14 protein-coding genes are annotated in these 16,272 nt (G+C 27.5%); 12 read left to right on the top strand and 2 right to left on the bottom strand.

All coding sequences use genetic code 4. The features are described 5' to 3' along the window. Window positions 1-60 precede the first annotated feature (60 nt). The 11 genes from T386_RS0101805 (at window position 61) to gatB (ending at window position 10,060) form a co-directional block, all read left to right on the top strand. Window positions 61-1,356: an ATP-binding protein gene (locus T386_RS0101805; protein WP_029513469.1), complete on the top strand. Its 1,296-nt coding sequence runs from the start codon at window positions 61-63 to the stop codon at window positions 1,354-1,356. Between the two features lie 209 nt (window positions 1,357-1,565). Next, the gene (cmk, locus tag T386_RS0101800; RefSeq protein ID WP_029513468.1) at window positions 1,566-2,231 is read left to right on the top strand and encodes a (d)CMP kinase; all 666 of its coding nucleotides are present in this window, start codon (window positions 1,566-1,568) and stop codon (window positions 2,229-2,231) included. A 3-nt stretch (window positions 2,232-2,234) separates the two neighbouring features. Then, window positions 2,235-3,545 (top strand): ribosome biogenesis GTPase Der, encoded by a 1,311-nt coding sequence (gene der / locus T386_RS0101795; protein ID WP_029513467.1) that lies wholly within the window; start codon window positions 2,235-2,237, stop codon window positions 3,543-3,545. Between the two features lie 183 nt (window positions 3,546-3,728). After that, window positions 3,729-4,043 carry a 4'-phosphopantetheinyl transferase superfamily protein gene (locus T386_RS0101790; protein ID WP_029513466.1) on the top strand — a complete coding sequence of 105 codons (315 nt, stop codon included), beginning with the start codon at window positions 3,729-3,731 and terminating at the stop codon, window positions 4,041-4,043. 24 nt (window positions 4,044-4,067) lie between these two features. After that, window positions 4,068-4,808, top strand: coding sequence for a lysophospholipid acyltransferase family protein (locus T386_RS0101785; protein WP_029513465.1), 741 nt, complete (start codon window positions 4,068-4,070; stop codon window positions 4,806-4,808). After that, window positions 4,801-5,562, top strand: a complete 762-nt coding sequence (locus T386_RS0101780) for a segregation/condensation protein A (RefSeq protein ID WP_029513464.1) — start codon at window positions 4,801-4,803, stop codon at window positions 5,560-5,562. The genes T386_RS0101785 and T386_RS0101780 overlap by 8 nt, the downstream gene beginning before the upstream one ends. Next, complete coding sequence (gene scpB / locus T386_RS0101775) at window positions 5,552-6,127, top strand: SMC-Scp complex subunit ScpB (protein WP_029513463.1); 576 nt, start codon at window positions 5,552-5,554, stop codon at window positions 6,125-6,127. Before T386_RS0101780 ends, scpB begins: the two co-directional genes overlap by 11 nt. A 42-nt stretch (window positions 6,128-6,169) precedes the next feature. Further along, entirely contained in the window at window positions 6,170-7,021 is an 852-nt protein-coding gene (locus tag T386_RS0101770; RefSeq protein ID WP_029513462.1) for an RluA family pseudouridine synthase, read from the top strand. Between the two features lie 6 nt (window positions 7,022-7,027). Next, complete coding sequence (locus T386_RS0101765; protein ID WP_029513461.1) at window positions 7,028-7,333, top strand: Asp-tRNA(Asn)/Glu-tRNA(Gln) amidotransferase subunit GatC; 306 nt, start codon at window positions 7,028-7,030, stop codon at window positions 7,331-7,333. After that, a complete protein-coding gene (locus T386_RS0101760; RefSeq protein WP_029513460.1) occupies window positions 7,333-8,649 on the top strand; it encodes an amidase family protein in 1,317 nt (438 codons plus the stop codon). Before T386_RS0101765 ends, T386_RS0101760 begins: the two co-directional genes overlap by 1 nt. Then, window positions 8,642-10,060 (top strand): Asp-tRNA(Asn)/Glu-tRNA(Gln) amidotransferase subunit GatB, encoded by a 1,419-nt coding sequence (gatB, locus tag T386_RS0101755; RefSeq protein WP_029513459.1) that lies wholly within the window; start codon window positions 8,642-8,644, stop codon window positions 10,058-10,060. Before T386_RS0101760 ends, gatB begins: the two co-directional genes overlap by 8 nt. Window positions 10,061-10,087: 27 nt before the next feature. Here the strand turns inward: gatB and T386_RS0101750 are convergent, their stop codons facing one another. Together T386_RS0101750 and T386_RS0101740 are read right to left on the bottom strand one after the other, a co-directional pair. Then, entirely contained in the window at window positions 10,088-12,514 is a 2,427-nt protein-coding gene (locus T386_RS0101750) for a UU173 family protein (RefSeq protein WP_029513458.1), read from the bottom strand. A gap of 81 nt (window positions 12,515-12,595) precedes the next feature. Then, window positions 12,596-14,443, bottom strand: coding sequence for a ribonuclease J (locus T386_RS0101740; protein WP_029513457.1), 1,848 nt, complete (start codon window positions 14,441-14,443; stop codon window positions 12,596-12,598). A gap of 347 nt (window positions 14,444-14,790) precedes the next feature. Here T386_RS0101740 and T386_RS04275 point away from each other — a divergent pair. Next, a partial coding sequence (locus tag T386_RS04275; RefSeq protein ID WP_036459904.1) for a lipoprotein 17-related variable surface protein occupies window positions 14,791-16,272 on the top strand: 1,482 nt, incomplete at its 3' end.

Below are 16,272 nucleotides of genomic sequence, written 5' to 3'. Positions count from 1 at the left end.
AAAATAAACTCGAAGTAAAAAGGTGGAATTCCACCTAAATTATTCAAGTGAGGCAATTATATGACAATCAAACGTGATTATTACTTGTCAAAAATTATTACTAAAAAAGAAAATGGCAGAGTAAAGATTATTACTGGTATAAGAAGATGTGGCAAATCATATCTGTTATTTAATTTATACAAAAATTATTTATTATCTAGTGGCGTTAATGAAAAACAGATTATATCTATAGCTCTTGATGAAATTGATAATCTTAAATATAGAAATCCATTTCAATTAAATGAATATATAAAATCTAAAACTAAAAATATAAATCAAATGTATTATATTTTTATTGATGAAATTCAATTATCTGCAGTTGTAAACAATCCTTATGTTGAAAGTAATATAAAAGACATAACATTTGTTGATGTGCTGCTTGGCCTTATAAAACAAAGTAATTTAGATATTTATGTAACTGGTAGCAATTCTAAAATGCTTTCATCAGATATATTGACACAGTTTAGAGATCGTGGTGATGAAATACGTATAAATCCCTTATCATATGCAGAGATTTGTGATTTGTTTGACAACAAAGAGTTAGCTTTTGAACATTACGCCACGTATGGCGGTATGCCATATATTTATAATTTAAAAAGCGATGAGGAAAAGAATCATTACTTGAAAAACTTGTTTCAAGAAACATATATAAAAGATATTATCGAAAGAAATAATATACAAAACGAAAAAGAGATACTCGAATTATTGCTTAATTTTACATCATCCGCTATTGGCTCCCTCACTAATCCAACTAAGTTATCTAAAAGATTTTTATCAGAGAAACAAATAAAAATATCTTCTAATACAATTGCTAAATATCTCGGTTTTTTTGAAGAAGCATATGTTATACAGCATGCTAATAGATATGATGTTAAAGGCTCGAGATATTTTTCTACACCATTGAAATATTATTTTACTGATATAGGTCTTAGAAATGCTAGGTTAAATTTCAGACAAGTTGAAGATTCACATATTATGGAAAACATTATATATAATGACCTTATTCGTAGAGGATATAATGTAGATGTTGCTGTGGTTGAATATGATATTAAAAATAATGCAGTTAGAAAAAAGATTCAACTTGAGATCGATTTTGTCATAAATAAAGGACACAAAAGGTATTACATTCAATCTGCTTTAAATATAGATAGTGCTGAAAAATTAGAGCAAGAAACTGTGCCACTTAAGAAGATAAATGATTCATTTAAAAAGATTGTCGTTGTAAGAAAGAAAATTATTCCCAAACACGATAATGATGGCATTTTGTATGTTGGTTTAGAAGATTTTTTGCTTAATGAAAATATCATAGATTTATAAATCGACTTTTACCAATAGTTTAATCATTCACTGAAAATAATATATTTTTACTTTTAAACATTATTTAATCAACAACCTAAATTAGTAAAAAATATGAAAATGTGGATGATTTCCTAAAATTAAATAGTTTTATATTCTTTATAAATAATAATAAATATATTTATTTTATAATTAAAAACGAATTTTTATAGACCTGGGAGAAAAATAATATGAGCAAGAAAATTAATATTGCAATTGATGGGCCAAGTGGAGCTGGCAAATCGACTGTAGCAAAAGAAGTTTCAAAAAAATTAAATTATGCGTTTTTAAGTAGTGGAAGTATTTATAGAGCAATAGCATTGAATGCTATTAATAAAAATATTGATTGTGATGATGTGCTAGCAATAGTTGACTCGCTTCAAAATATTGATATTAAAGTTGATGATAAAGAAAATATTTATTTATTTGGCGAAAATGTAAGCAAACAAATTCGTGAAGATTTAGTATCTAAAAAATCATCAAAGATTGCTCAATATCCTGATGTTCGTCATTTTGTTGTCGATTTTGTTCAAGACATTACTAAAAAAGCTAAAGGTTTTATTATGGATGGCAGAGACACAACGTTTAAATTAATGCCACATGCTGAATTAAAAATTTTTCTAACAGGCACTCCTGAAGAACGTGCTAAAAGAAGAATGCTTGAAAATAAAGAAAGAGGATTTGAAACCGATTATGCCACTGTTTTAGCAGAAGTTAAACAACGCGATTATACTGATATTAATAGAGAAACAGACCCGTTACATGTTACAGAAGATGCAATATTAATTGACACCACAAATATGACTTTCGACAATGTTGTTGACAAAATAATTAATTTAGCTAAAGAAAGAATGTAATAAATGAGAAAAAATATTATAGCTATAATTGGAAAACCAAATGTAGGCAAAAGCACCTTATTTAATAGGCTTATTGGTAAAAAAAGTTCTATCACTTTTGACAGACCTGGTGTGACAAGAGACAGACTTTATGAGTCTTTTTCATGAAATGGCAAAGAGATAAATGTAATCGACACAGGTGGAATTCAAATCGAAAAAAAAGAATTTCAGGAACAAATTCAAATTCAAGCAAAAATAGCTATTGAAGAAGCTAATGTTATTATATTTATGGTAGATGGTAATTCTGATATTACTGATGATGACAAAATGATTTATCAAATGCTTAGAAAGTCGGGAAAACCAATTGTAGTTGTAGCTAATAAACTCGATAATATTTCACAGTTTGATTATGCTTGATATTCATTAGGGGTGGATCATATTTTTAAAATTAGTGCACTTCATGGAAATGGAATTGGGGATGTATTAGATCAATGTTTAAAACATATGAATTTAGAAGAAGAAATAACTAGTGGTCATTTTAAATTATCAATCATTGGCCAGCCTAATTCGGGTAAGAGCTCGCTATTAAACACTCTAACTAATGAAAACAGATCGATTGTCTCAGATATAGCAGGCACCACAAGAGATAGTGTTAAAAGTATAGTCAATATTAAAGGCCAAGATTTTGAGATTATTGATACAGCAGGGATTACTAAAAAAAGCAAAATTGATGATACTGTTGAACATTTAGCTTTAAAAAGAGCAATGACTTCATTAGATGAATCTGATTTATCTATTGTTTTAATTGATTCAACCAGAGAACTAGCACATTTTGATGCTAGAATCATAGGATATGCATTAGAGAATAATAAACCTATTATTATATGTATAAATAAATGAGATTTAATTAACAAAACTCAGGATACTATGAATGAGTATAAGAAAATGTTAAAAAATAGATTTCATTTTGTTCCATGAGTTCCAGTTGAATTTATTTCTGCTAAAACAGGTTTAAGAGTTGATAAATTAATAGATATATTATTAAAAGTAAAAGAGAACCTTGAAAGAGATATTAAACCATCTGTTCTTACTAATTTGATTAGAGAAAGTCAATTAATACAACCAGCGCCGCCATATAACGGGGGAAGATTAAATATATATTTTGTTAGAAAAACTGACAGCAAAATTCCAACATTTATATTTTTTGTAAATAATAAAAAATTTGTGCACTTTAGCTACCAAAGATTTTTAGAAAAGCAAATTAGACAAAATATAGATTATACAGGTTGTCCAATTAACATTATTTTCAAAAATAAATCAGGCGGACTTCAATAATAATTTAACAAATAATACTGTTTTATAGTGCTATAAGTTATTTTTTCATTTTTTAAAATATTAGCAAATTCTGATTTTCTAATTTAAAAAATAACGCTAATACAATATTATTTAAATTATTACTTTAAATATATTTTTAAAATATAACTATATTTATAATTTATAATAATAATTATGTTTAAGATGTTCAAAGCTAAAATTGGTGTTGATATGACAAGTTTAAGTCGCTTTTCTAATGTTAATGAAAATTTTATTAAAAGAATTTTAAGCGTTGAAGAGTTAAGAGAATATGAAAATATTGAACTAGAAAGTTCGAAAATAAAATACTTAGCAATAAAATGAAGTATTAAAGAATCAATGTTTAAGATCAACAACAATTATTCAGCTTTCAATAAAATAACAATTTTTAAAAAAAGAGGGAAATACTATCATCCAGGTTTTGATATTTCCACAAGTTGTGAAGGCGACTTGATTATTTCTGTTGTTTTAGCAATTTAAGTAAATTTAGTAAAAGGAGCCGGTATGTTTATTGTAAAAATGATCTTTTTTTGATGAATATTTTTATGACATATGTGAAGAATTAATGCCTATGCCAGAAGATATAGAAAAGATCCAAGTTTTTATCATCCACAACAAAGAAATGATTGATTAGTGAAAAAAGCCAAGATTTTTATGTGGTTTTATGGAGTAAAAGTTAAAGTAGAGGGATATGATAATTTGCCTAAAGGTGCATCAATATTAGCACCCAACCATAAATCATTTATTGACCCTGTGGTAGTTCTTTATGCTTTGCAAAAACAAACAAAAGAAGAGGGCGTTAAAAACAGAATCCCAACTTTTATTGCTAAAAAAGAATTAACTAAAAGAATGCTATTAAGAAATTTATTAAGCATAATTGATACTTTGTATATTGATCGCGATAACATTCGTGAGTCATTTAAAGTCCTTAATGAATTCGGCTCATTTGTGAAGAAAAATTTAACTTGTGGTGTTATTTTTCCAGAAGGTCAAAGAGTTTATGAAGATGGTTTAGGTGAATTTAAAAACGGTGCATTTAAAGTTGCTATAAGTAATTATTTGCCTATTGTTCCAGTAGCGATTACTGATACAAGGGGAGCATTAAATGCTAAAAGATTTAAAAAATTTTATATAACTATTAAATTTTTACAACCTTTAAAGCCAGCGTCATTTTTAACAATGAACCCAGAAGTTATTTCTAATAAAGTTAAATCAGCGATTGAAGGAGCACTAAAAAATGAGTAGAGAAAGTTTATATGCCACAAGCGATAATAAATATGATATAAAACTTGAAAATTTTGATGGTCCATTAGATTTATTGCTCGCTTTGGTACAAGAAAAAAATGTTGATATTATGGAAGTGGATGTTTTTGAATTAGCAACAGCTTATTTAAAAATTATTCAAAATATGCAAGATAATGAAATTGATGTGGCAAGTGATTACCTTGTTATGGCTGCTACGTTATTAGCTTTAAAAACTAAGATGCTTTTATTTACACCCGAAGAAAAACCTGAAATTGAAGAAGATAAAAGAGAACTTTTACGTCGGCTATATGAATATCAACAAATTAAAGAAGTTACTAAGGTGTTAAGGGAACAAGAAAAATTACGTCGTGAAATTTTTATTAAAGTTCCTAGCGATGTTGAAGAATTTAGAGTTGATGATGATACTAGTGCTCTTGATGGTTCAAGCAACCCATTGAAATTAATTACAGTGTTAAGAAAAATGTTTGAAAGAACATATGCCCAACAATTAAGAAAAACTAAGTTAGAAACGTTCAACCTTACCCCTAAGGATCAAATCCCATTTATTATGAATTTGTTTGATTCATGTGATAAAGTTACCTTTGAGATGATATTTAGGCAGCCAAGTTTGAATCATTTTGTAATAACGCTTTTAGCAGTATTAGATTTAGCTCGCAGACAAATTATTAGAATTTATCAAAAAGAACAATTTGGCGAATTAACCTTTGAAAGAGGACCAGAATATGAAAAATAAGATTTTAGAAGCACTATTATATGTTCAAGGTGATGAAGGATTAACATTAACTCAAGTTAAAGATATTTTTGGACTTAATACCATTCCTGAAGCCAGAAAAGTAATGAATGACTTCATTAAAGAATACAACAACGAGGATAGAGCACTTAAAGTGGTTAATTTTAATGAAGTTTATAAACTTGCTACTCGTGAAACTTATAAAGAATACATTACTAAAATGGTTCAAATTGTTAAAAAACATAGACTTTCAAACGCTGCTATTGAGGTGGCTGGAATTGTTGCCTATAAACAACCATGTACTCGTTCTCAAATTAATAATTTAAGGGGTGTAGCTAGTGATCAAGTTATTAATACCCTCTTAACCAAAGGGGTAATTGAAGAAGTGGGAATTAGCCCAACACCTGGAAACCCAATTTTATATGGTGTAACTAACAAATTTTATGATTACTTTAAATTAAAGTCAACTTATGAACTACCAAAACTAACTGAATTTAATTATAATGACGGTACTGAAAACGAAGCAGAAGACTTTAATTTATTTGATAGCCAAAGATCTGATATCTAATAACAAAGGTGCTTATGCACCTTGTTTATTTTTAAGACTGTAATGCAAAAATTTATTGCGACGCAAAATGATAATGGCCGAAAATTAATTAAATTCTTACAAAGAATTTTTAAAAATGTACCTGATTCATATTTACATAAAATTTTAAGAAATCGGAATGTCAAAATAAATAACCAGCGAGTCAATGATGCTAATTTCACAATTAAAACAAATGATGAAATAATAGTTTATAGATTGGATTCAGAAGAAAAAAGTTTATATGCTTTTGATGATAATATTAAACTAAGCTCACCAATTATTTATGAAGATGAAAACATTTTAGTAGTGAATAAGATTCAAGGTGTTGAAGTTCACGGAAGCAAAAACTCATTAGATAATCAAGTTTTGAGCTATTTAAAATTCAACCAAGAATCAAGTTTCAAACCCAGCCATGTTGGCAGATTAGATAAATTGACAAGCGGCATAATGTTATATGCTAAAAATTATAGTGCTTTGGTTGAATTAAACAATAAAACAGGTTTATTTGACAAAATTTATATTTTAAAAAGTGAATATAATAAGCCAGATCAAGAAGTTAAATTATTCATATATCATGACGAAAAACAACAAAAAATGGTGGCTACTGACAAAGTCAAAAATGAAAGTCAGTTCAATGCTATAACTAAAATTTTTACACAGAATAAAAAGTTATATGCTCAAATTTACACTGGTAAAAAACACCAAATTAGGGCTACAATGGAATATTTAGGTTTTCCCATTTTAGGCGATACCAAATATGGCGGACTAAAAAGCAAACGATTATTTTTGCACTGTTGCAAACTCACTTTAAAAGAATTAGAAGGAAATTTAGCATATCTAAATAACAAAACTTTTGAATGCAAACAAGACTGGTAGGAAAATATGAAGCAAACGTTAAAAGAAGAATTAAAAGAAATTGCTCAGTCATTAATGTTCGATATTAATGAACAAGTGCTTGACGAGATAGTAAAATTATGAAAAGATTTAAATAAAAGAATTAAATGGCTTGAGGATATTGATACAACAAATGTTGAACCACTTTCTCATATTAATGAAGAACCCAAAGTAGATTTTTTAAGAGATGATGTTGAGAATAATAATTTAGTTTCAATTTCCAAAAAAGATTTGCTTGATAACTCAAAAGAACACAATGATGATTATATTATTATTAATAAGGTGATTAAATAATGAAATTTATAAATAAAGGTGATTTTACATTAGCTTATAATGAGCTTAAAAATAATAAAAATAATTGTGTTGCTCATCTTTTTGAATCGTCAAAAGAAATCAATAATGGAAATTTAAATAATTGTGTTTTTACTATTAAAGATAATTATGCTACTAAGGAAATTAACACAACAGCTTCAAGTAAAATACTTGAAAATTTTTATCCGCATTATAATGCTACAGCAGTTCAAAAATTGCTCGATGCAGGAGCTTTACCAGTTGCAAAAGTTTATTGCGATGAGCTAGCATTAGGTGGGACAGGCAAACATAGCGCATTTGGTCTTATTAAAAATCCAAATGATCCAACCCGATTAGCTGGTGGGTCTTCAAGTGGCTCAGTTGCTACTCTTACCAAAAATATTGCTTTTGCGTTAGGATCAGACACAGGAGATTCAGTTAGACTTCCAGCAAGCTATAATGGTGTTGTTGGTTTTAAACCTAGTTATGGAGCTATCAGTCGTTTTGGTTTGTTTGCTTTTGCAACTAGTTTAGATACAGTTGCTTATTTTGCTCATAATGTTAATGACATAGCATGTGTTTCACAAACTTTATATGGTATTGATGAAAAAGATATGACTAGTGTGGATGTCAAAATTAATGATGTCAAATTAAATAAGCCTAAAAAAATATGCGTTTTAAATGTTTCATATTTAGAAGGCTTTGTAAGTAATGAGTATAAGAATCTAATTAATAAACTCAAAAAAGAGAGCAATGTTGATATTGTTGAACCTAATGAGCAATTATTAAAAGCTATTAAACCAGTTTATGAAATCATTGCTTTTTCTGAAGCTTCAAGTAATCTTGCTAATTTAGATGGAATAGCATTTGGTCAAAGAAAAGATGGACAAACATGAGAAGAAATTATGACAAATACTAGATCAGAAGGTTTTGGCATGATGGTGCAATTAAGATTAGCACTAGGTTCATTTTTCTTACATTCAAAGAATCAAGAAAAAATGTTTAGAAAAGCTCAAAAAGTAAGAAGATTGATAAAAAATTATTATGATGATTTACATTCCAAATATGATGTGGTTATTTATCCAGCTTTTTCTAATGTTGCTCCATTTATTAATGAAAAGAAAAACAAGTCATATGGTTATATGGATTATATTTTGACTGGTGCGAATTTAGCGGGGAATCCATCAATTACTATTCCATGAATCAAAAAAGATAATTTATTTGTTAATTTAGCAATTGATTCAAGATTATATAGCGACGAAAACTTATTGTCTTATAGCCTTTGATTTGAAAAATTATTAGGAGGTGAAAATGAATAATTTTGAAGTTGTAATTGGAATTGAAATTCACCTTGAACTAAAAACTAAAACTAAAATGTTTTCGCCTTCTAAAATTGACTTTGATGCTGAACCTAACACAAAAGCTAATCAAATTGATTTGGGATACCCTGGAACACTACCATTAGTAAATAAAGAAGCTGTTATTTTTGGCGTTAAATTGGCTAAAGCTTTAAATATGTATGTTGATAGGGAATTGCACTTTGATAGAAAGAATTATTTCTATACCGATATACCTAAAAATTTTCAAATAACACAGTTTTATAGACCAATTGGTTCAAATGGATATCTTGAAATAGATACACCTAATGGCAAGAAAAAAATTACTATTGAACGCATACACCTTGAAGAAGACACGGCTAGACAACATCATAGTGAATATACTGAACTTGACTATAATAGAGCAGGTGTACCTTTAATTGAAATAGTTTCTAACCCTGTTATTTCTAGTGCTGATGAAGCAGTTGCTTATGTGGATATGATTAGAAAAATAGCATTATCACTTGATATATCTAATGCTAAAATGGAGCAAGGATCGCTAAGAGCTGATGTTAATATTTCATTAAGACCAAAAGGTTTCAAAGGTTTTGGCACAAAAGTGGAAATAAAAAATATGAATAGTTTTAGAGCTATTAAAAATGCTATTGAATATGAAATTAAATTGCAAGAGCACAAAATTTTCAATCATGAAGAAATATTGCAACAAACTAAAAGATATGATGAAGCTACACAAAGTACAATTGTTATGAGAACTAAAACTGGAACGGTAGATTATAAATATTTTCCTGAAACAAACATCCCTTTTATTAAGTTAAGCGACAATTTCATTAATGGCATAAAGCTTAATGAATTGCCCTGAGAAAAAGAAAGCAGATATATTAGAGAAAATATTCAGGATATATATGTTAAAAGTTTAATAAATGATCTTGATTTAGCTAAGTATTTTGATTCAATAAAATATGATGATAGAAATAAATTAAGTAAGTTATTTTTTGCTGAAATTGTTTCATTAGCTAATAGCAAAAATATTCATCCTTCTATGCTTAATATTTCTAATTTGAATCTTGAACAGGCATTAGCATTATTAGATAACGGAACGATTTCAGGTAAATCTTTTAAAACACTTATTCCTTTATTAATAAATTTTGATGGTGATATTAATTCATTGATAAAAGAACATAATTTGGAGCAAATAAGTGACGAAAATATTATTCTAAATTGAATTAATGATGCTATTAATAATAATCAAACTATTACCAATGAATATAATAGTAGACCCGAAAAAGTTATTAAATTTGTCTTAGGAACTGTTATGAAGCTATCTAATGGTAAGGTTAATCCAATTAAAGCCAATGATTTAGTTCTTAAACAGCTTAATAAGCTAAAAAAATAAAAAATGCCAACAGGCATTTTTTGTTTGCTATTTTTCTTTTATCTCTATTTTTCAGTCTTTTTTGTTCAAAAAGTATTTATAACTTTCATCAAAAGTATATCTAAGATGATTAATTTCAGGGAAGATATCAGATGTTATTTTTTCAACAAAATTAAATGTCATAATCATGGCTAATACGTCGTTATGACAATATTTTTTCAAATTTTGTTCAGTTTCTTTTCATGCTCTATCGCCTATTAGTCCTATATGTCTTTTGATTGCTTTATCCATTGCTTCACCCCCATTATGAACCTCCTTGAGATCACTATAAGGAGTAATCATATATTCGAGTTTTAAGTGCTTGCTGGTGATGTATTTTTCAATTTTTTTAATGGAACTAAAACCCTTCAAGTCTTTGATATAAATATTATATTTAAGAAGTGAGCAAAGCGCTTTGTGCTCATTTTCACTTATATTTTGCAAAGCCGGAATAGTTTCATTTTCTATTCCATTAATTTTGAATAAATAATTATATTTTCGTTCTAATTCATCTGCTTCAGCATTTTCTTGTGAAAAGTTTTCAACAATATAGTTTTTTCTGCTGAATGAAAGCATTGTCTTATATTCATTAGGCACAAATTTATCTAATTCATTTTCATTTAAATTTATCAGTGTGCTTGACAAAACACTCATTGGACTATTGGATGATATAGCTTTAAATAATTCATTTAGATCTAATGTGTGATTATTGATGTATTTGACATATGTTGAAATATCTTTTGGGCTAAGATTAAACTGATTTTTCAAAGCAGTAACAAATTCAGTATTTTGAGCATGACTTTCAGCATATTCTGCTATTTCAATATTTCTTGAATTTTCAAAACTTTTATTAAAAACTATGTATCTATAGCCTTGACGTTCATAGAGATTTTTAATCATTTCAATAAGATTAAAAATATTAATATTTTTAGGATCATATACTAGATCTTCTTGTGTTTCTTCAATCACTTTGCCATTTATTGTTTCAATAATAGAAATCTGATTGACCACTTGTGTATAAGGTGATAAATCATCAAATACAGGAACAATGCTCATAAATGATTCATAGTCATATCAGACTATTTTTTTATCCCTAATATGTAAATCGCTTAAATATTCCTCGATAGCAATAGAACTAATAAAACTAGGTAGTTTATGGGCTATTTCTACTTTCTCAATGAAATTATTTATTGAATTAATAGTGCCGTTTTTTACCATAATATTAGAATTCATATCATTAAAACATTGCCTACTAAATAAATATTTTTTTCCTAATTTGGCTTTTAAATAGTCGTTTAATAAAATTTTGTTTGAATTAAATGATTTCCTGTAGTCATGTTTAAATGCATTAGTGTCATTTGTATTTTCAAATGAAAAATCAGGAGATGAAGTATTATATGCGTCTTTTACATATTCTATTTTTTCATCAAAATCATCAAATTTTAAATCATCATTTAGTATTGATTTGCCAATTGGAAAACTAAAATATGGTTCATCAGTTTTTTTATTTATTGATAATTTAGCTTCTTTAAGTCCTGATTTCATTTTAATTAAATCTATATACCTAAAAGGACCAACAAATGAAGTTTCTTTTTTATTTTTTTTAATTAATGGAAGTTCATTTTTAACATAAACTCAGCCTTGATTAAGATAAGCTGCGTAGGTTCTTCGGCTGCTAAACCAAGTATTATTTTTGGGGAGTTTTTCACTACGATCAATTCAATCATTTCTAGAATAAGATTTTTTATTTTTACCCATTAAACATGATTCTGTAATCACAAATTTTGATTTGCATCTTATTAATGGTGGTAAGGATTGAATAATAATAACATAAGCATTTTCTATATTTTTAATTTTAAGTTTGTTAAGAATTTCAAATGCAAAATTTAATGCAAAAAGCATTTTGTTGGTTGCACCTGTTGTGGGTTTATATAAATAAATAGATTGTGTGCTTTTATCATAAGCATAAATATTTGAATATATCATAAAACCATCGTCTTCATAACCATAATAGCCATTTAAAATAACATCAATGTTTTCATCACGTATTGATAATAACGTATCTTGAATTCTTGATTCAATAGTTCCATTTGGTGAAATAATTTTAATTTTTTTTCCTTTAAATAGTTCAGTAGTTGCAAATTCATGTAAGTCTTTTTGAACATCAAGCAAAATTTTAGGAGTGCTTTCAACTGTTTGATTGTTAGAGTCAAAATATTGAGAGAATAAACTCTCTCATATTTTCTCTGCTCTTAATTCTTCGATATCATTATCATCTATATCTTCATCATCATTTAGTGAAATTAGATCGCCGGCTTCATTTAAAGGCATAATATATTTCTCATTAAATTCGTCATCCGAGTGCCAAATAAAATATTTTTGTACATAATATGATTTAATGTATTTTGATTCAGTAATGTTTTTATCTTTATTCATTATTCCTCATTCAATATATTAATGTTCATGTCTATTAATGATTGTATATTTTTATAAATAAAAATAATCAAGTTTTCTTGATTATTCATCTTCAACTTCATCGCGCAAATCTTCTATAATGTCTTGTGCTGAGTCAGCATTATCTAAAACATCAGATTTAAGTTCATCAAGAATTTTAGTTGCTGATGATTTCTTTTTATTTTCCTTAACTTCAAATTTAAGGATAGCTTTTTCAAAGCCAGATTCGTTTTCTTCATTGTCAAATAAAAAGGTAGGAACGATTATAGGTCTTCTCCGTTTTTCCTTATAAAACAGTGCTTCTAAGCGATCAGAAACTAGTTGTTTTAATTCCATAACATTTCAATTTTGATTGTTTTTGATGTGGTATAAAACTGCGCCATGAGCAATTCTTTTAGCTTCTTCTACAAGTGGTAATGATGTTTTAACAAAGAAACTTCCACGACTTATTAAATTAGGACGCCCAACAATTTCATTTTTTTCTTTGTTTATTACCATAATGATATTAACAAAACCACTATTAGCTAAAAAATTTCTTTCTTTTAATGTAGCACCCGAAACTGTGAGTGTTGAAATACCGTCGATATATACTGGCCCAAAGTCAATTTTTTCATTTGTAGGAATAATTTGATTATCAATCATATTAAAGACTTGACCCATTTCTGGTATATAGACATTTTTAGGATCAACTCCATTTCTTACAGCACTCTCACCATGAGTTGTACACATTCTATATTCGCCATGATATGGCAAAAAGTATTTTGGTTTAGTCAATTGAAAAATTTTATCGTGTTCATGTTTATATGCATGACCAGAAGTATGCAAGTATCCATCTGGCCCGTTTTCTTTAATAATAGCACCTAATTTGGCAAGTCTATTAACAAGTAATTCAACCACCATTCTATTACCTGGAATAGGATTAGATGAAAAAATAACCATATCGCCTTTTTCAATTTTTACAGTAGCATGCTTTCCATGACTCATTCTTGATAATGCTGCCAATTGCTCACCCTGACTTCCAGTTGTTAAAACCACTAATTCATTAGCAGGAACACTTGAAATATCTTTCTTTTCAACAAAAACGTTTGTAGGGGCTTTTATATAACCTAATTTACGTCCAATTTTAACGCCTTGCACCATTGAACGCCCAAAGCATGCAATCTTTTTCTTTAATCTAACAGCTAGATCAATGATTGCTTTAACACGAGTTAAATTAGAAGCAAAAGCAGTAACAATTGTTTTTCTTGTAGCAGAACGCATATGTTTTTCAATATCAATCAAAATATCGTTTTCGCTAGGAGAATGGAAAGGACGCATAGCATTAGTGGAATCTGAAAGTAAAACCGTTAATCCTTCCTTGCCAATTTGATCTAATTTAGCAAAGTCAGTGTATGCTTCCCCTATTGGGTTGTAATCAAATCTGAAGTCACCTGTACACATTAAAGCACCATTTGGTGTTCTAACCCTAATTCCAAATGCATCAGGAATTGAGTGCTGTGCTGATCAAAAATCAACTTTAATTAAGCCGTCAGCAAATTCATAAATTGCTGATTTTTCCATTTCAATAAATTCAATTTTATGTGTAATTTTATGTTCTTCAAATTTTAGTTTTAAATATTGAATAGCAATTCTTGGAGCAAATATTTTTTTAAGATGTACGTGTTTTACAAGATAAACAACACCACCAATATGATCTTCATGCCCGTGTGTTATAAATAACCCCTCGATATTATTTTTTTTAGCTTCAAGATATTTATAATCTGGGATTATCCCTTTTATACCTGTGGTGGCTGTGTCTGCAAATTTAATTCCTGCATCAATAATTACAATGTGATTTTCATGTTCCACAATTAATGTTGACTTACCTATTTCTTGAACACCACCAATAGGAATTAATCTTGTTGCTGCCATATTTCCTCCAATAAATATATAAACAAAATACTAAGAATGAAAAAAATCATCTATCTTAAAATACAATTAAATTATTATGCGATTCCTAGTTATCAAAAATATTATTTTTATAATATCAAAAATTTAGATATGCGATAGAAATATTATTTTATTTTTGAGGTAAAAAAGCATAAGAAAACTCCGTATTATTTCATATATGTATGAGTTAACTGAATATATTCTATAATTTAATCATTAAATTTTTAATTTAAGGAGTAAACAATGCAAAAAAAGAGATTGAAAAAATCATTGATTTTTGCACTCCCTGCTGTTTTAATTACAACAACAGCACCACTAGCAAGCGTTAGTTGCGGGGGGGGGCGAATAATTATCTAAAAGATATTGAATTTAAATTAATTAATCCATATATAACTACAAATAAAGAAATAGCCGAAGAATTCAAAAAAGATCCGCAATCCATAAAGAATTACGTAGAAATCATTAATCCTAAAAAACATGATCTCAACATAGAAAAAGTAGAAGCAATTGATACAGATACAATCAAGTTAGATGTATCATTCTTTCAAAATGGCGAAAAAATTGGTCCTGCTGTTAAAAAATTAAATGGTTTAAGAGATTCCACAAAACCATGAACCGATGAAGAATTGGCTGTGCTTTTCAAGCATATGTTAGAACAATCAAAAAATAATATTAAGGAATTCATAGACTTAAGCAGTGTTAAAGATAAATTTCCATCTGATGTTAATGTAATAAAATTTAACTCTGATAATATAGCTTCACGTAAAATCCCTAATATTTTATTTGAAGCAACTATTAATAGTGATTCAATTGATGATGTTAATGGTACCTTATCCCTATCAATTAGTTTAAGAAGTAAAATTCCATCTGGTTATTCAATTTATAATGCAAAACATAACATAGATTTAGGACCCGTTGATGGACTTTGATCATGAAATAAAATAATATCAGATATAAAAGAGGAAGATTTAGAATTACCTAAAAATAGTAATGAATTTTTATTGCCTTCTAGTTGTGATACTAAAAGTATAAAAATAAAAAAAGGATCGAATTTTCAAAATAAATATAATGATATTGAAATAACTTTTGATCCTGTATCGCATAGTCAAAATGATGATTGAAATGGAATTAAGAACATTACATTCAATCTAAATTATAAAAATAAAAAGGTGTCGCCAAAGGCTAATCTATCTTTAAAAAACTTTTATTCGTTATACAAGTTGCAGGAATTAATTAGTGAGAAAAATATAAATATTCCAGAGTTTCCGCATTTATTACCAAGCAAATATAGTGATAGTGATATCAAATTAAAAAATGAATTGTTATTATTAAAAAACAATCCAAATCTAAAAATAATCAAAAAATTATTGGCAGATGATACTAATGGTATTTTAAATGTAGATATAACATTAATTGATGAAAAAAATAATTTAAATTATCATAAAAATTTTGTTTTAACTGGTTTTTACAGCACTAAAAAGTTTGATGATTTAAAGAACAATTTAGATATAGAAAATAGTGATGAACCATCTATTCCGCATTTATTACCAAGTAAATATGAAATTAACAATATTAAATTAAAAAGTGAATCATTATTGCTTAAAAACAATCCAAATCTAAAAATAATCAAAAAATTATTAGTAGATGATGCTAATGGTATTTTAAATGTAGATATCACATTAATTGATGAAAAAAATAATTTAAATTATCATAAAAATTTTGTTTTAACTGGTTTTTACAGTACTAAAAAATTTGATGATTTAAAGAACAATTTAGATATAGAAAATAGTGATGAACCATCTATTCCACAT

Origin of the sequence: Mycoplasmopsis primatum ATCC 25948, assembly GCF_000702785.1 — a bacterium.
Taxonomy (GTDB): Bacteria; Bacillota_I; Bacilli_A; order Mycoplasmatales; family Metamycoplasmataceae; genus Mycoplasmopsis; species Mycoplasmopsis primatum.
The sequence above is the reverse complement of the archived record's forward strand: the minus strand, read 5'-3'. Positions and strand labels throughout refer to the sequence as shown.